15 protein-coding genes are annotated in these 15,639 nt (G+C 59.5%); 12 read left to right on the top strand and 3 right to left on the bottom strand.

The genetic code is table 11. The annotated features are described in order from the left end of the window. The first annotated feature begins 280 nt into the window (after window positions 1-280). The 4 genes from JWR14_RS07505 to JWR14_RS07490 all read left to right on the top strand — a co-directional run bounded on the left by JWR14_RS07505 (window position 281) and on the right by JWR14_RS07490 (window position 4,764). Window positions 281-1,495: a DUF2863 family protein gene (locus JWR14_RS07505; protein WP_299703872.1), complete on the top strand. Its 1,215-nt coding sequence runs from the start codon at window positions 281-283 to the stop codon at window positions 1,493-1,495. A gap of 893 nt (window positions 1,496-2,388) precedes the next feature. After that, entirely contained in the window at window positions 2,389-3,207 is an 819-nt protein-coding gene (locus tag JWR14_RS07500; protein ID WP_299703868.1) for a response regulator transcription factor, read from the top strand. 117 nt (window positions 3,208-3,324) lie between these two features. Next, window positions 3,325-3,999, top strand: a complete 675-nt coding sequence (locus JWR14_RS07495; protein WP_299703866.1) for a hypothetical protein — start codon at window positions 3,325-3,327, stop codon at window positions 3,997-3,999. A 165-nt stretch (window positions 4,000-4,164) separates the two neighbouring features. Beyond that, entirely contained in the window at window positions 4,165-4,764 is a 600-nt protein-coding gene (locus tag JWR14_RS07490; protein WP_299703863.1) for a hypothetical protein, read from the top strand. A gap of 185 nt (window positions 4,765-4,949) precedes the next feature. Here the strand turns inward: JWR14_RS07490 and JWR14_RS07485 are convergent, their stop codons facing one another. Together JWR14_RS07485 and yaaA are read right to left on the bottom strand one after the other, a co-directional pair. Next, entirely contained in the window at window positions 4,950-6,110 is a 1,161-nt protein-coding gene (locus JWR14_RS07485; RefSeq protein ID WP_299703860.1) for a M14-type cytosolic carboxypeptidase, read from the bottom strand. Window positions 6,111-6,142: 32 nt separating this feature from the next. Beyond that, entirely contained in the window at window positions 6,143-6,922 is a 780-nt protein-coding gene (yaaA, locus tag JWR14_RS07480) for a peroxide stress protein YaaA (protein WP_299703858.1), read from the bottom strand. Between the two features lie 55 nt (window positions 6,923-6,977). Between yaaA and JWR14_RS07475 the strand changes: the two genes are divergently transcribed. Next, window positions 6,978-7,481, top strand: a complete 504-nt coding sequence (locus JWR14_RS07475; protein ID WP_299703855.1) for a putative toxin-antitoxin system toxin component, PIN family — start codon at window positions 6,978-6,980, stop codon at window positions 7,479-7,481. A 42-nt stretch (window positions 7,482-7,523) separates the two neighbouring features. Further along, the gene (locus tag JWR14_RS07470) at window positions 7,524-8,705 is read left to right on the top strand and encodes a pyridoxal phosphate-dependent aminotransferase (RefSeq protein ID WP_299703852.1); all 1,182 of its coding nucleotides are present in this window, start codon (window positions 7,524-7,526) and stop codon (window positions 8,703-8,705) included. A 3-nt stretch (window positions 8,706-8,708) separates the two neighbouring features. Here JWR14_RS07470 and JWR14_RS07465 read toward each other — a convergent pair whose 3' ends face one another. Then, a complete protein-coding gene (locus JWR14_RS07465; RefSeq protein WP_299703849.1) occupies window positions 8,709-9,368 on the bottom strand; it encodes a glutathione S-transferase in 660 nt (219 codons plus the stop codon). A gap of 114 nt (window positions 9,369-9,482) precedes the next feature. Here JWR14_RS07465 and JWR14_RS07460 point away from each other — a divergent pair, with 114 nt between their 5' ends. The 6 genes from JWR14_RS07460 to JWR14_RS07435 all read left to right on the top strand — a co-directional run. Beyond that, window positions 9,483-11,024: a 3-hydroxyacyl-CoA dehydrogenase gene (locus JWR14_RS07460; RefSeq protein WP_299703847.1), complete on the top strand. Its 1,542-nt coding sequence runs from the start codon at window positions 9,483-9,485 to the stop codon at window positions 11,022-11,024. Continuing rightward, complete coding sequence (locus JWR14_RS07455; protein ID WP_299703844.1) at window positions 11,021-11,809, top strand: oxepin-CoA hydrolase, alternative type; 789 nt, start codon at window positions 11,021-11,023, stop codon at window positions 11,807-11,809. The genes JWR14_RS07460 and JWR14_RS07455 overlap by 4 nt, the downstream gene beginning before the upstream one ends. Then, window positions 11,806-12,534 carry a histidine phosphatase family protein gene (locus JWR14_RS07450; protein ID WP_299703842.1) on the top strand — a complete coding sequence of 243 codons (729 nt, stop codon included), beginning with the start codon at window positions 11,806-11,808 and terminating at the stop codon, window positions 12,532-12,534. Before JWR14_RS07455 ends, JWR14_RS07450 begins: the two co-directional genes overlap by 4 nt. Before the next feature lie 82 nt (window positions 12,535-12,616). Then, entirely contained in the window at window positions 12,617-13,726 is a 1,110-nt protein-coding gene (locus JWR14_RS07445) for a phosphotransferase (RefSeq protein ID WP_299703839.1), read from the top strand. Between the two features lie 19 nt (window positions 13,727-13,745). Next, a complete protein-coding gene (locus JWR14_RS07440; RefSeq protein ID WP_299703836.1) occupies window positions 13,746-14,960 on the top strand; it encodes an acyl-CoA dehydrogenase in 1,215 nt (404 codons plus the stop codon). A gap of 113 nt (window positions 14,961-15,073) precedes the next feature. After that, a partial coding sequence (locus JWR14_RS07435) for a glutathione S-transferase N-terminal domain-containing protein (RefSeq protein ID WP_299703833.1) occupies window positions 15,074-15,639 on the top strand: 566 nt, incomplete at its 3' end.

The following is a 15,639-nucleotide window of genomic DNA, read 5'->3' as shown; positions in this document are numbered from 1 at the left end:
TCCTCTTAAGCGACACACGCCCTGCACTTTCTCACTTCCCTTCGCCTCTTCGTGAAGCGAAGGAACGGAATTCTAGTGCCCGTTTCTCACTCGCGCAAGGGGTTCATGAAAAGAATTTCAACGATGCATTTCTCCACACTAACGAAGCGCGCAAAAGGACGGCGCAGGGAGGGTGCAGGAAGCCGCAAAACCAGCATCACAGAGAGGCCGCGTACTAATGGTCCAACCGGACTCATAGCGACTACAATCTAAGGTTCTCTGCACCTGATAACTGCCTCCTATGCGCTCGCGAATCGCCAAACGACTTCCCCCGGATGCCGACAAGCTCGTCGGTCTTTCGCTCTCGCTGTTCGCATCGGGCAGCCGAATAGAAGACCGCTTCTGGGAAGCGCGCCTCGACACGCTTCTCGGGAAAATTGTTCGCAACGGCAATCAGACCGCGCTCGATGCCGCGCTCGATCACCTTCAACTGAAATTTCCCGACGCTTACGGCGCGCTCGCCGATATGGCGGAAACACAAAGCGAGTCGTTCGCGATCGAGATCGACGGGGTGCCGCACGAAGCATTGCTGATCGCAGCGCCCGTGCTGGCCTGGACGCGTTACTCGATCCCTTCCGGGCCACTCAAAGCTGAGGTGGTCGACGCGTTGCGTATCCAACTGCAAGCGCACGTGCTCGCGGAAGGCGCCAAAGTGGCGCTTGCGCCGTACCTCTATAGCATCGACCAGTTACCGCGGCACCATGTGGAAACAGCACGTGTCGCGCAGCAACTCATACAGACCGTGCTCGGCCACACCCCTGCACGCCTCAACCTCGGTGACCTGCCCGAAACATCACCCATCCTCGCCGACCCGCGCTTTCTGCTTGCGATGGCCATCGTGCCCGTCGGCACTGCGCTGTTTCGATGGCAAGAGGAAACAGCCGGCACCCGGATTGAACGCGGCCAATGCCTTGAACACTGGGCGACCCAAGGGGGCGCCAGTTTTGCGGCCATCCTGCCCGGCTGCGAATTCGAATGCCTGCTACCCGACGCCTACTATTCGGCATGTCGTGACGCCGACGAACAGGTTCGGCCGCACTCGGTCCGCACCGCAGTTCGCTACCTGTTCGACACGCTCGGAACGGCGCCTGACGAATTACGTGCCGTGATTGCAGGATTTGGCGAGCAACGCGTGGACGAATATCGGATCGGCTTCACCCGCCGTGGCAGCAACGACGTGATCTATGGCGTCGTTTGGCCACTTTACGGACGGGAAAACGGTGAGATTAGTGCGGCGGAAGAAGCGGCCGAACTGGAAGGCGCGGATGGTCCGGTAGAAGAGATCGTCGCGTTGTTGAAGCGCTCGGGCGTGACCGACGTGCGCCGACACACCGGCCGTTTCGAGCCCGAATATTGCGACGATTGCGGCGTGCCGTTGTACGCGGATCCGCTCGGGGAAATCGTCCACGCGGAAATGCCGGAAGACGCTGAGCCAGCTCAGCCGCATTTTCACTGAGTTAAGCGGTTTGAAGTCGGAGGGTAAAGGCGTTTGCGGCTCGTGCGCCGCATGTTGCCACCCTACCCCTGATTCGCATCACCGTAGGCGATCGAGAGGTTAGCGCATCCGGACCTGCGAAGAGAATGCAGCGCAGATCTTGACGGGTCCGACATCAACTTCCTGATCCGATACAAAAAACCGTTCCAGCGCCCACTGGAACGGTTTTTTCACTCCGCACTCGCAACGCCCGACTACCGATTGCATAGGACGTCTCGCGAATCCGCTTCGCGCGAACAAACAGGCGTGACCTAGATCCCTCGGAAACAAAAGCCACTTCATGAAGCAGTGCAAAGTGCCGAGTTCGCTACCGCAAGGAAAGGACTTGGACCGATGATCCGCCCTGTCGTCCATGCGATGCAATCCGGGCAGCAGCGACATCTCGTGTTTCCATTCCCCAAGCCCTTATCTATCGCTCCATCGCCACTGCCGGGCCAGAAAATCCATGCGCGAAGACAGCGAAAACCTCAAGCCACTCGCCAGGTTGTTAGATCAAAACAACGCCGCTCGTGGATTCAAGCAAAAGCAATCCAAATTATCCGCATGAAGTGCGAAGTCGCAGCGCGGAAGCGAGCTTCAGATAAGTCTCATTCTGTCTCGCATTCGCACTTCCACTTGAGAAGCATCCCAATCTCGACCGCAAACATTTCAGACTCCTCCTAGCAAAACCGTCCCGAGTGGAAATTAATTCACTAAATCAACCGCTAGGCGAAACACAGCCGGGGATTTTGTGCGTAATGCCTATGCCATTCGGTCAGGGCGCAATTTCGGCTGCGATTGGTCATTATTGGTTAGCCGCATATCGCCCGCCCGGAAGCGGGCATCGCGCCGACCCATATAACAACGAGGCACGCATGAAATTCACCATAGTCAACTCCGAAGCCGAGCGTCGCGAAGGTTTGAAGGCGCTTTTAAGGCATATCGACCGGCGCGCGCGTTTCAACGAGGCAAAAGACTGGCGGCAAGCGGCAAGCGCGATCCTGCGGCTCGAACCGGACATGATCGTGATCGACTGGCACGAGGCCATGCGCATGGCAGACCTGCGAACGCTGCTGAACGCCTTCCCCAAGATTCCTGCGGCAATCATCGTGGACGAAGCATCAACCGCGCAGGTCCGATTGCTTCTCAGTGCCGGTGTACTCGGCGTGGTGCCACGCGATCTCGACCCCACACTGATTGTTCGGGCGCTCGAAATGGTTCTTCTGGGCGGCCATTACGTCCCCGCGTGCGCGCTTGACCCCGCGCTCGAGCCGGTTTTCTTACCGCGTCGCGACACTGAGCCGAAAGAATTCCGAAAGGGCTCAAAGCGCTTCAACACGTTGTCACTGCGCCAGCAACAAATCATGCGGTGCGTGCACATGGGCAGCACCAACAAGATCATTGCGAAAACACTTGGCATCAGCGAGGGCACGGTAAAAATTCACTTGGGCAGCATTTTCCAGCAACTCGGTGCACCGAATCGCGCCGCGGCCGTTGCTATTTATAACGGCTGGCAGAACGGCTATCTTGAAGTCTTGAAGCGCGAGGCTGACGCGTCGCCACGGCCCGCGCTCGGCGATGCCGGCCCGGTGCCGCTGCGCGCGGCCGCGTTGCTGACGTACGCGCCGCGTCCGGAAGTTGACGAACACCTGCTGCCAATGGCAGCCGAACCTCAACCGCGTTTCGGCGACTGAACACGGTTATTTCACGGCCGGCACGCAACGCATAAATTGACGCGTTGCGTGTTGGAAAATCCCCGCTGGCACAGTCAATGCACACGTTTTCGGGCGCAAACGAGTAATATAAGATTTATGGGTTTCTTCTACACACCTCTTCCGCTTTGGGTCGCAATAGGTGGCTGGATTGTCACTGCGGGTGTGCTCGCGCTTGCAATCTGGAAGAACCCGTTTCGACGGTTGCAAGACGGGACGCTTCAACACGTCTGGTTCGGCATTGTCGTCGCGGTGACGGTACTGTGGGCGTGTAACACCTGGTTCGAAGATGGTCCCGCCATTCATCTGCTAGGTGCAACACTCATGGTCACGCTGTTCGACTGGCAACTCGCAATGGTCGGCATGGCGGTGACAACCGGTCTGGCGGCGGTCGTGCTGGATGCCTCATGGCCCGGCGTTCCCGTGACCTTCTTACTGTTCGGGGCATTGCCTGTCGCCGTATCGTCTCTGCTACAGAAAGCTATTCAGGCGTGGATTCCGCGCAGTCTATTCGTCTTCATTGTCGGCCACGGCTTCTTGACGTCGGCATGTGCCGTCGCGGTAGCCTGTTCTGCGGGACTGCTCCTGGAAATCGTGCTTGCAAATGGCGAGCTGATTATCCCGGCTGGATTTACGCTCGCTGCCTCCCTGCTCGTAGCTGGCGAGGCCTTATTCTCCGGCGTATTCACCATCCTGATTACTGTCTACCGGCCTGCCTGGATTACTACGTTCGACGTCCGGCGTTATCGGCTGGATCGTGGGCCGCGCGTCTGATCGCGCTGTATCGATTCCAAACCTTGTCCCGCATCAAAGTCTTCGGCAGAACCTGTGTCGAGGCCGGACATCGTTGGCGGTTCGTGAAAGAATTTAATATAAGATGGAACTCCCCCTCACTGTCGGGCATCTTACGTGCCTGTTGTCTCTTTAGTGCATAACCTGATGGATAGTATTCAAGTACCGCGTCGACTGCTCCGGCTGGTCGGCCGGCTGGTGGCAATTGCATCAATGGCGACCCTGGCGTCGGCCGCATGCAGCGCCACTTCGTTCGCTGATACGCTTGACGAACGCAACGAGCTCGTCAATCACTTCGTCACCGACTTCAACGCCAATCCCTTGGTGGCCGACTGCGCCGCGCACGGAAGTTTCGTGGCGAGCACGTCGACGGCGTTCGATCACGTGGAGTTTCCCGCCAGTTCCTTCGATTCCGCTCATGGCAGCATCGTCCCCTGGAACGACGCATTCGACGACCACAAGCAACGAATCAAGGTGGACAACGTCGTGACGGTCGAGGGCCTTGGGGTCACCAAGGACGGCGACTCCACGCCTTCTACGCTGAAGTTCCGTTGCGGCTATGTAGGCAGCCAGATGCTGGCTTTCGGCTGGAATGATCCTGTGCCGTCAGCCAGGCCGCGCGCCGAACCCCGTTCGAGCCACGGTGCAAGAGGCCGGCATGGCGCGGTCAAGGGCAAAGGGAAAACGAGCTCGAAGTCGGCAGGCGGCAAGACAACGAAAAAATCGGCGAGCAAAAAGCAGCACTGAGTCGCTTTCCTCTGAGCCTCGTTCTCTGAGCCTCGTCTCGAGCTCCAACGCCAACGCCAACGCAAAAAGGATGCGATCGCCGTCAAGCGATCACATCCTTTTGATACAGGCACTTCGGAACGCGCGCGCATCGCATGCGCTCAGTTGCGCTCCATGGCGCGCTCACTTCACCCCGCTCGCCAGCCTCAGAACGCCTGCAAATGCCGCAGGATGGCCTGAAGCATCGACGCCCCCAACGCAGCGCTGCGCTCGCCGTTCCATCCAACCCGCTCGTCCGGCAGATTCGCGTTGTCCTTGAATGGCATCTCAAGCGTCAGCGACAAACATCCGAACTCATTGCCCACATATTTGGACGCCAACTTCAACGCGTCCGTCTGGTACTTGCTCGCTTCATAGCCGTACACGTCCTGAAAATCGGGACTCGCCTGCTTGAAGCATTCAATGAACGCCTTCTGTTCCTGCGCTTGCTTCTCGGTGAAACCAGGCAGCATTTCGGAGCCGGCCACGAACACGTAAGGCAGCGCCTCGTCGCCGTGGATATCGAAGAAAAGGTCACAGCCCAGCGCGTGAATGGCGTTACGAACGGTTAGCACTTCAGGACTACGGGCAGGATCGGGTTCCATCCATTCGCGATTCAGGTTGGCACCCGCGGCGTTGGTGCGCAGATTGCCGAGCACACTGCCATCGGGATTCATGTTCGGCACGATATGGAACACGGCGTGATCAAAGATCAACCGTGCGACCGGATCGCCCGCCCAGTCGCCCCAGCCCGCCAGCCGTTTGATCAGCCCTTCCACGAACCACTCGGCCATGGTCTCGCCGGGATGCTGGCGCGCGATGATCCACACGTTTTTCTTCGGCTTCACCGGACGCTCGGTCTCTTCGGTCAACCCAAGCGACACGAGCGACATGGGCCGGCCCTGCACCGTCCGGCCTATTTCCGTCAGCGTCGCGTGCGGCATCTGCTGAACGGCACCGAGAAATCCCGCATGGCGCTCTTCACTATACGGCTCGAAATAGGCGTAATACACCGCGTCGAAATCGGGCGTGTGCTCGATGGTTAGTACGCGGCCGTCATATCGCGTTGGCACGCGGAACCAGTTGATCCGGTCGTAACTCGCCACCGCCCGATACTCGCGCCAGCCATCGGCGAACGCGCAGTCAGCGGCGTTCTCGAAGCTCATCGTGAGCGGCTCGTCGCGCGCGCCCGAGACGCGGAAGTAGAACCACTGAGCGAACTCAGCGTGGCTGTCCGGACGCACACGCAAGCGAATGGCCGCGGGGTCCTCGGCAGACACAACCTCGATCGCACCTGCATCAAATTGACTCGTGATTGAAATGCTCATGACGCTTCCTTAATAGTGCGTGCTCGTGGCGCTTAAGAACCCAGCCGCCGGCGATACACATAACTCGTTTCCGTCGAATTCTTTTTATCGAAGGCATAACCATCGCTCGTGAAAGCCTTCAGGCCTTCCGGCTCGTCTATCCGATGCTGCACGGCAAATCGCGCCATCAGGCCGCGCGCGCGTTTCGCGTGAAAGCTGATGATCTTGTACTGGCCGTTCTTCCAGTCCTGGAAGACCGGCGATATCACCGGCGCGTCCAGGCGCTTCGGCTGCACCGACTTAAAATACTCGTTGGACGCGCAGTTCACCAATACGCGCGCGCCCTTCTGTTTTTTCATCTGCGTGTTCAGGGCTGCCGTGATGCGATCGCCCCAAAACGCATACAAATCCTTGCCGCGCGTAGTGGCGAATTTCGTGCCCATTTCCAGCCGATACGGTTGCAACAGATCCAGCGGCCGCAGCAATCCGTACAACCCCGACAGCACACGCACATGAGTTTGCGCGAAGTCGAGATCCGCTCCGTGCAGCGACTTTGCGTCAAAACCCTCGTAGACGTCGCCGTTGAACGCCAGCATGGCCTGCTTCGAATTATGCGTGCCAAAGCTCGGCGACCAGTCCGCGTAGCGCTGGAAATTCAGGCGCGCCAGCGGATCGGAGATATGCATGAGGCTGCCGATTTCCTGTGGCGAGAGCTTGCGCAACGCATCGATCAGTTCAGCGGAATCGGCGGCGAATTCAGGCAACGTGTGCTTGGTAACGTGAGGCGGGGTCTCGTAGTCGAGCGATTTGGCCGGCGATAGAACGATTATCATAGGGGCTCGCCGGCATGCTGCCAACGATGAAGACGGAAACCCTCGATTGTATCGAATGAAAAAATCCCCCGTGCTGCGCGCCGTGCTGGATTCGAATGTCTGGATCGACATCCTGGTATTCGATGACCCCATCACGCGTCCAATCCGCGCCGCGCTTGAAGCCGGCACGCTGCAAGCGCTGATCGATGCGCGCTGCCTCAAAGAACTGACGTATGTACTGGACTATCCGCAATTCGTGCGCTTCGCCGTGAACAAGTCCGAAGCGCTTGAAACTGTCGCGCGGCTTTCGCAACTCGTCGCGCCCGAACCGCCGCCCGCAGACGCGCCGCCATTGCCCAAATGCCGCGATCGCGACGACCAGAAGTTTCTTGAACTGGCGCACGCGAGCCGGGCGGACTGGCTGGTATCCAAGGATCGCGCCGTACTTAAACTCGCGAAACGAACGGCACGCGACTTCGGGTTCCGAATTGCCCAGCCCGCGCCGTTCGTAGCCAGCTTCGAAGCGCACATTGAAGCTTATGAAGAAACGAACAAAGAAACAAACTCCATCGACGTTTAAAATAGGACACATTTCCCTTTAGCGCAGCCGATCGCCCACGCCATGAACGCCTCGCACGACCTCCCCTATTCGTCCGCTGTTCCCGCCATCGCCTCGCGCCTGCCGAACGTCGGCACGACCATCTTCACGGTCATGAGCGCGCTCGCGACACAGAAAGGCGCGGTCAATCTAGGTCAGGGTTTCCCGGATTTCGCGTGCGATCCGCGCATTGTGGACGCCGTGTCGAACGCCATGCGCGACGGCCACAACCAATATCCGCCGATGGCCGGCGCCGCGCCGCTGCGCCACGCGATCAGTGAGAAGATCGAACGGCTGTATGGCCGCCAATATGATGCCGAGCGCGAGATCACCGTCACAGCCGGCGCGACCCAAGCCATCCTGACCGCCATCTTGTGCTGCGTGCATCCGGGCGACGAGGTCGTTGTGATCGAGCCGATGTACGACTGCTACGTGCCCGCCATCGAGCTCGCGGGTGGCAAACCGGTGTTTGTATCGTTGGAAGCACCCGATTACGCGTTGCCCTTCGACAAGATCGCGGCCGCGATCACGCCGAAAACGCGGCTGCTGATCATCAATTCGCCGCACAACCCGACAGGACGCGTCTGGCGCGCAGCCGATATGCAGAAGCTCGACGAGATCCTGCGCGGCACTGACCTGCTGGTTCTCTCCGACGAAGTCTACGAACACATGGTCTTCGACGGCGCTCCGCACGAAAGCGTGTGCCGATATCCGGACCTGGCCGCGCGGAGTTTCGTGGTGTCGAGTTTCGGCAAGACCTTTCACGTGACGGGTTGGAAGATCGGTTACGTCGCCGCGCCCGCCGCGCTCACGGCGGAATTCCGCAAGGTCCATCAGTTCAATGTCTTCACCGTGAATACGCCGATGCAGGTCGGTATTGCCGAATACCTCAAAGACCCCGCGCCGTATCTGGAATTACCCGCTTTTTATCAGCAAAAACGCGACTTTTTCCGCGAAGGCCTCGCCAACTCGCGCTTCAAGCTGCTGCCTTGCGACGGCACGTATTTCCAGTGCGTCGACTATTCCGCCATCAGCGACCTGCCAGAAGCCGAGTTCTCGCAATGGCTCACGAGCGAGATTGGCGTCGCGGCCATTCCGGTGTCGGCGTTTTATCACGAGAGTCACGAATCGGGCGTCGTGCGCTTTTGCTTCGCGAAGAAGGAAGAGACGCTGCGCACCGCGCTTGAACGCCTCGCCAGTCTTTAAAGACTAGATCTTCGGCAGCGCTTTTTTCTGCGCGTCCATGAAGGCGAGCCGGTCCGCCGTGACTTTCTGCGCGGCCGGCCGCTCGCCCACCAGCTTGTTGTGAGTCTTCCAGTCAATCCCCGCTTCCAGCAGGAAATCCCCTCCATAGATCGCTTTCGTCGTCAGCCCGATCAGCGGCAAATTCACGAATGCACTGACATCGGCGATACTGAAGGTCGTGCCGAGCGCGTACGGTTCGAACCTAGCAATCCGCTTGAATCCCGCGATTCCTTGCCGGAGCCGTTTTTCCGCACGCACCTTGGTGTAGTCGGTCACTGTGCCGCCGAAAAATGCCTGCTTGTAGAGTTCGCGGGCAACCAGTTCCAGGTGTGTCTCAATGAACGCGATCATCTCGCGCTCCTTGGCGGCCGTGAACGGATCAGCGGAAAAAATGGGTTTCTCCGGATAGGCACTCGCCAGATATTCGACGATCACCTGCGACTCGCACAGCGCCCCGGCCTCGGTTTCCACATACGGAACCTTGCCGAGCGGCGAGCGCGCGAGTGTTGCTTCGTCCTGGCCGAAATTCGCACGCACCTCCTCGAACGGAATGCCGTGTTCGAGCAGCACGAACTTCACCTTGTTCACGTAGTTGGACAGCGGAAAACCATACAGCTTGAGCATCTTGAGTCTCCTGGACATCTTTCGTTTTAAGCAATGCAGGCAATCGGCGGCCTTCAGGGCCACTCATAAACAGTACGACCGTGCTAATCTAGCAAATAAGGAGTGAGACACGCCATGAGTTTTCGCGACACAGAGATTCGGACCGTGGGTATTGTCGGCAGCGGCGCGATGGGACGTGGCATCGCGCAGATCGCGGCGCTCGGCGGCCTGAACGTGCGTCTGTACGACACCAACCAGCAAGCCATCACGGCTGCACACGAGTATCTCGCTGACACCCTGAACAAACTCGCCGCAAAAGGCAAGCTGAACGAAACCGATGCGCATGCCGCCTTGGCGCGCATTCATGCGGCCGGGGCAATCGGCGACCTGGCCGATTGCGATGTGGTGGTCGAAGCGATCGTGGAAAAGCTGGACGTCAAGCGGGAGTTGTTCCGTGAGCTCGAAGGCGTGGTCAGCGAGCATTGCATCCTGGCGTCGAATACGTCGTCGCTGTCCATTACCGCGATTGCCGCGGGCTGTGCCAAGCCGGAGCGCGTGGTCGGCCTGCACTTCTTCAACCCCGTACCGCTGATGAAAGTGGTCGAGGTAATCGACGGCTTGCGTGGAGACCCCGCTGCCGGCGACGCGCTGATGGCGCTCGGCCGCAAGATGGGCCACACGGCCGTGCGCGCGAAGGACATGCCCGGGTTCATCGTGAATCACGCCGGGCGCGGCATGAACACCGAGGGCCTGCGGATCGCAAGCGAAGGCGTGGCGAGTTTCGCCGATATCGACCGGATCATGCGCGAACAAGCCGGCTTCCGGCTCGGGCCATTCGAGTTGCTGGACCTGACGGCGCTTGATGTGTCGCATCCGGTGATGGAGTCGATCTATCACCAGTTCTATGAGGAACCGCGCTTCACGCCGTCGCCTATCACCGGCACGCGGCTCGCCGGTGGGTTGATCGGGCGCAAAGTGGGTGAGGGTTTCTATAAATACGTGGACGGCAAGCAGCAGATTCCTGAGGAAGCGCCCGCGCCTACAACGCTGCCACGTCGCGTGTGGGTCAGCCGGGCATCCGCCCATGCGCGCGAAGAAGTGTTCCGGCTGATCGCGAAGATGGAAACGGCGGTCACCATCGATACCGGCGGCAGCCCCGCGCCGGATTCGCTGATTATTGTCACGCCGCTTGGCCACGACGCCACCACCGCAGCCGTCGCGGAGAAACTGGACGCGTCGCGCACGGTCGCTATCGACACCTTGTTTCCGCTCGCCGATGCCGCCCGTCGCACGATCATGACTACACCCGCGACGACCGCCGAATTCCGCGATGCTGCGCACGCGCTCTTCGCATTCGATGGCATTCCCGTCACCGTGATTCGCGATTCGACCGGCTTTGTCGCCCAGCGCGTGGTGGCGACCATCGTCAACATTGGTTGCGATATCGCGCAGCAGCGCATTGCATCGCCCGCGGATATCGATCTCGCCGTCACGCTCGGTCTGGGTTATCCGCGGGGTCCGCTGGCGCTGGGCGATGCGCTCGGCGCGAGCACTATTCTCACTATCCTGCGCAACATGCAGGCCGTGCTCGGTGACCCGCGTTATCGTCCGTCGCCGTGGCTTGCGCGTCGTGCGCAGCTCGGTTTGTCGCTGACTCTCGATGAGGCTGCAGCATGAGCGCCGAACTGCTCTCCGTCAGGCCAGCCGAAAGCGACACCACGCTCGTTCTTAAGCTGTCCAACCCGGGCGCCCGCAATGCGCTGCACCCGGACATGTACACGGCCGGCATCGAAGCGATGAATACGGCTGAGCGGGATACGTCGGTGCGCGCGATCGTACTGACCGGCGCCGATAACTTCTTTTGCGCCGGCGGCAATCTGAACCGCTTGCTCGAGAACCGCGCGAAGGATCCGTCGGTACAGGCCGCGAGTATCGACATGCTTGGCGAGTGGATCGTGGCATTGCGATCATCGACGAAACCGGTGATCGCGGCCGTGGAAGGCGCCGCAGCGGGTGCGGGTTTCTCGCTGGCGCTCGCGTGCGATCTGCTGGTCGCGGCTGAAGACGCCAAGTTCGTGATGTCGTACTCCCGCGTGGGCCTCACACCTGACGGCGGGGGCTCGTGGTTTCTCACGCGCGCGTTGCCGCGAGCGCTCGCCACCGAAATCCTGCTTGAGGCGAAGCCGATTGGCGCCACGCGGCTGCATGAGGTTGGTGTTGTGAACCGCGTGACGAAATCGGGCGCAGCGCTCGATACCGCCATCGCCTGGGCGGACGAGCTAGGTCGCATGGCGCCGAAAGCGCTCGCGCGGATCAAGACGCTGATCACCGCAGCCGAAACGCAGTCGTTGGCGGAACATCTGGACGACGAGCGCGATGGTTTCGTCGATGCCCTGCATAACGGTAACGCGCTGGAAGGCATCAACGCGTTCCTCGAAAAACGGCCACCGCACTACAAATGACGACCTCGTACGAACTGCCCAAACGCCGCCGCATTTTCCTGATGCGCCACGGCGACGTGACTTACTTCGATGCCAGCGGCCGCGCCATCGACCCTGAAGGCGTGCCGCTGAACGAACGTGGCCGCGAAGAAGCGAGTGCGGCAGGACGCGAGTTCAAGGCGCAGCAAATTCGCTTCGACAAAGTCATCGCAAGTGGTTTGCCGCGCACGCTCGAGACGGCGCAACGCGTGCTTGCCGAAACGGGTCAGCAGATCGACATCGACATCTGGCCGGAATGGCAGGAGATTCGTGGCGGCCGGCTGGGGGGCCTTCCACCCAAAGATTTTGAGCGCGCGTTTCTCAGCGTTTTCGATGGCATCGTGCCGGAAACGACTGCGTTTCTGGGCGGCGAAACTATTGGCGAGTTGCTTGATCGCGTGTTGCCGCCGATGCAACGACTGCGCGACGATTCGTCGTGGGACACGGTGCTGCTCGTGCTGCATGGCGGCGTCAATCGTGCGCTGTTGTCGCACGCGATCACCAGCGGGGGCCGCACGTTTTTCGGCCATCTTTCGCAGACCACGGGCTGCATCAACGCGCTCGATGTCGGCGATAACCCCAACGACTGGGTGATCCGCGCGCTAAATCATTCGCCACCCTCGCCGCTTCACGCCGGGGTACGGAACACAACCATGGAACTGCTGTACGCGCAGTTCGTGCGCTTTAAATCGCTCATGAAGCCATAACTGGCACGCGGAACAACAACGGCACGACGCCGCGTGATGCCGCGTGAATGCCCAAGCAAACGCAAGACCGGAGGAGACAACGATGGCTGCAAACGATACCCCCGTCCCGCAGGATTTTTCAGCGTTCGAGGGAACACGCCCGGTCAACGAGCGGCAACAATTCGATGTTCCGGCGTTATCCACGTGGCTGGAATCGCATATTGAAGGTTTTGCCGGGCCACTCACCGTCGAGCAGTTTGCCGGCGGTCAATCGAATCCCACGTTCAAACTGATCACGCCCGCGCGCAGTTATGTGATGCGATCGAAGCCCGGTCCGGCGGCGAAATTACTGCCATCGGCGCATGCCATCGAGCGTGAATATCGCGTGATGGATGCACTCGCCAACACCGACGTTCCCGTCGCGAGAATGTTCGCGTTATGCGAGGACGAAAGCGTGATCGGGCGCGCGTTCTATGTGATGGAGTTTGTCGAAGGCCGCGTGTTATGGGATCAGGCGCTGCCGGGCATGATGCCGTCAGAACGCGGTGCGATCTACAACGAGATGAATCGCGTGATCGCGGCGCTCCATTCGGTGGACATCGCTCAAGTCGGGCTTGAGACCTACGGCAAGCCCGGCAACTATTTCGAGCGTCAGATCGGCCGATGGAGCAAGCAATACGTTGCGTCGGAAACGGAGTCTATCGACGCGATGAACAAGTTGATCGATTGGTTGCCGAAGCATATTCCACGTAGCGAGGAAGGCGCGCCGGCGGAACGCGTGTCGATCGTTCACGGTGACTTCCGGCTCGACAACCTGATCTTCCATCCAACCGAACCGCGTGTGCTTGCGGTGCTCGACTGGGAACTGTCCACGCTTGGCGATCCGCTTGCCGATTTCGCTTACCACTGCATGGCATGGCACGTTGACCCGACGCAATTTCGCGGCATCGGCGGCCTTGACTGGGCAGCGCTGGGCATTCCCAATGAAAACGAATATGTCGCGACATACCTCGCCCGCACGGGTCTTGCCATTCAAGGCGATTGGAATTTCTACCTCGCGTACAACATGTTCCGCATTGCCGCGATCCTGCAGGGAATCATGAAGCGGGTGAGCGAAGGCACGGCGGCAAGCACACAGGCGCTTGATGCCGGAAAGCGTGCAAAACCCATGGCCGAACTCGCGTGGTCCTATGCGCAGAAAGTCGGTGAATAGCGATTGATCTGGAGACGATATGAATTTCGATTACACGCCGAAAGTGCAGGAACTGCGTCAAAAGCTAAGCCATTTCTTCGATGAACACATCTACCCGAACGAGCGCGTGTTCAACAATGAAGTCGCCGCGAATCGGGCAAAAGGCAACGCGTGGGTTCCGACTGCATTGATCGAAACGCTGAAGCAACAAGCTCGCGATGCCGGTCTTTGGAACCTGTTCCTGCCTGAATCCGAACGCGGCGCAGGACTGAGCAATCTGGAATACGCGCCGCTCTGCGAGATCATGGGCCGCGTGCCATGGGCGCCAGAAGTCTTCAATTGCGGCGCGCCGGACACGGGCAACATGGAGACCATCGAACGGTATGGCAGCGAGCAGCAGAAGCTGCAATGGCTTGAACCGTTGTTGCAAGGCGAGATCCGCTCCGCGTTCCTGATGACCGAGCCGGACGTGGCTTCGTCGGATGCGACGAATATCCAGTGCAGCATTGTGCGCGACGGGGACAGCTACGTGATCAATGGCCGCAAGTGGTGGTCGTCGGGTGCGGGCGATCCGCGCTGCAAGGTGTATATCGTGATGGGCAAGACCGATCCCGATGCGCCCAAACATCAGCAACAATCGATGATCCTCGTTCCTGCAGACGCGACCGGCATCACCGTGCATCGGCCGCTCTCGGTGTTCGGCTACGACGACGCGCCGCACGGCCACATGGATATCACGCTCGAGAACGTACGTGTTCCGGCATCGAACATGTTGCTCGGCGACGGACGCGGCTTTGAAATCGCGCAGGGACGCCTGGGGCCGGGGCGAATTCATCATTGCATGCGCCTGATCGGACTGGCCGAACGCGCGCTGGAACTGATGTCGAAACGCTCGCTGCAACGGGTCGCTTTCGGCAAGCCGATCGCTGCTCACGGCGTGACGCAGGAGCGTATTGCCGATGCTCGCATCATGATCGAACAGGCGCGCCTGCTCACCCTGAAAGCGGCTTACATGATGGACACCGTCGGCAATAAGGGCGCACGCGGCGAGATCGCGATGATCAAGGTGGTGGCGCCGAATATCGCCTGTCAGATCATCGATTGGGCAATTCAGGCGCACGGTGCGGCCGGTGTGTCCGATGATTTTCCGCTGGCTTACGCCTATGCACATGCACGGACGTTGCGGCTTGCAGATGGGCCCGATGAAGTGCATCGAAACGCAATCGCCAAGCTGGAGCTTTCACGGTACGCGTGAACCGGTGTTCAGCGTCGTTCTGCGAACTATGGTCTAATTTTCGGCAGCGTTTTTGAGTGGCGACCCGGATTGCACGGGTCGCCGCTTTCCCGTTTTGAGGACCAGGAGCGAAAATGATCGACGTCTATAGCTGGGCCACGCCGAACGGCCACAAGATTCATATCATGCTGGAAGAACTCGGACTCGAGTACAAACCGATTCCCATCGATATTGGTGCTGGCGATCAATTTACGCCGGAGTTTCTGGCGATCAGCCCGAATAACAAGATCCCCGCGATTATCGATAGCGATGGCCCCGACGGTAAGCCGTTAGCGCTCTTTGAATCCGGAGCGATCCTGTTTTATCTCGCTGAGAAAACGGGGAAGTTCTTGCCCCTTGATCCTGTCGGCCGATACACGACCATGCAGTGGCTGATGTTCCAGATGGGCGGTGTTGGACCCATGCTTGGCCAGGCGCATCATTTCAGGATTTACGCGCCTGAAAAGATCGAGTACGCGGTTAATCGATATTCGAACGAAGCCAGGCGCTTATATGGCGTGATGGACAAGCAATTGGGCGTCACGCGGTTTCTCGCCGGAAATGACTATTCGATCGCTGATATCGCGACGTTTCCGTGGACTCGTTCGTGGAAAAACCAGGGTATTGAGCTGGACGAATTTCCCAACGTGAAGCGATGGTT

This window comes from Caballeronia sp., from assembly GCF_028292365.1.
Taxonomy (GTDB): domain Bacteria; phylum Pseudomonadota; class Gammaproteobacteria; order Burkholderiales; family Burkholderiaceae; genus Caballeronia.
Note: the sequence above shows the minus strand (reverse complement) of the source record. Positions and strands in the feature narration are given on the sequence as shown.

Excerpts from the sequence above, each read along its gene's own strand:
- JWR14_RS07470 (WP_299703852.1), top strand. The coding sequence starts at position 7,524 with ATGAACGCCTCGCACGACCTCCCCTATTCGTCCGCTGTTCCCGCCATC.
- JWR14_RS07465 (WP_299703849.1), bottom strand. The coding sequence starts at position 9,368 with ATGCTCAAGCTGTATGGTTTTCCGCTGTCCAACTACGTGAACAAGGTG.
- JWR14_RS07460 (WP_299703847.1), top strand. The coding sequence starts at position 9,483 with ATGAGTTTTCGCGACACAGAGATTCGGACCGTGGGTATTGTCGGCAGC.
- JWR14_RS07445 (WP_299703839.1), top strand. The coding sequence starts at position 12,617 with ATGGCTGCAAACGATACCCCCGTCCCGCAGGATTTTTCAGCGTTCGAG.
- yaaA (WP_299703858.1), bottom strand. The coding sequence starts at position 6,922 with ATGATAATCGTTCTATCGCCGGCCAAATCGCTCGACTACGAGACCCCG.
- JWR14_RS07450 (WP_299703842.1), top strand. The coding sequence starts at position 11,806 with ATGACGACCTCGTACGAACTGCCCAAACGCCGCCGCATTTTCCTGATG.
- JWR14_RS07495 (WP_299703866.1), top strand. The coding sequence starts at position 3,325 with ATGGGTTTCTTCTACACACCTCTTCCGCTTTGGGTCGCAATAGGTGGC.
- JWR14_RS07500 (WP_299703868.1), top strand. The coding sequence starts at position 2,389 with ATGAAATTCACCATAGTCAACTCCGAAGCCGAGCGTCGCGAAGGTTTG.
- JWR14_RS07440 (WP_299703836.1), top strand. The coding sequence starts at position 13,746 with ATGAATTTCGATTACACGCCGAAAGTGCAGGAACTGCGTCAAAAGCTA.
- JWR14_RS07485 (WP_299703860.1), bottom strand. The coding sequence starts at position 6,110 with ATGAGCATTTCAATCACGAGTCAATTTGATGCAGGTGCGATCGAGGTT.
- JWR14_RS07490 (WP_299703863.1), top strand. The coding sequence starts at position 4,165 with ATGGATAGTATTCAAGTACCGCGTCGACTGCTCCGGCTGGTCGGCCGG.
- JWR14_RS07455 (WP_299703844.1), top strand. The coding sequence starts at position 11,021 with ATGAGCGCCGAACTGCTCTCCGTCAGGCCAGCCGAAAGCGACACCACG.
- JWR14_RS07475 (WP_299703855.1), top strand. The coding sequence starts at position 6,978 with ATGAAAAAATCCCCCGTGCTGCGCGCCGTGCTGGATTCGAATGTCTGG.
- JWR14_RS07505 (WP_299703872.1), top strand. The coding sequence starts at position 281 with ATGCGCTCGCGAATCGCCAAACGACTTCCCCCGGATGCCGACAAGCTC.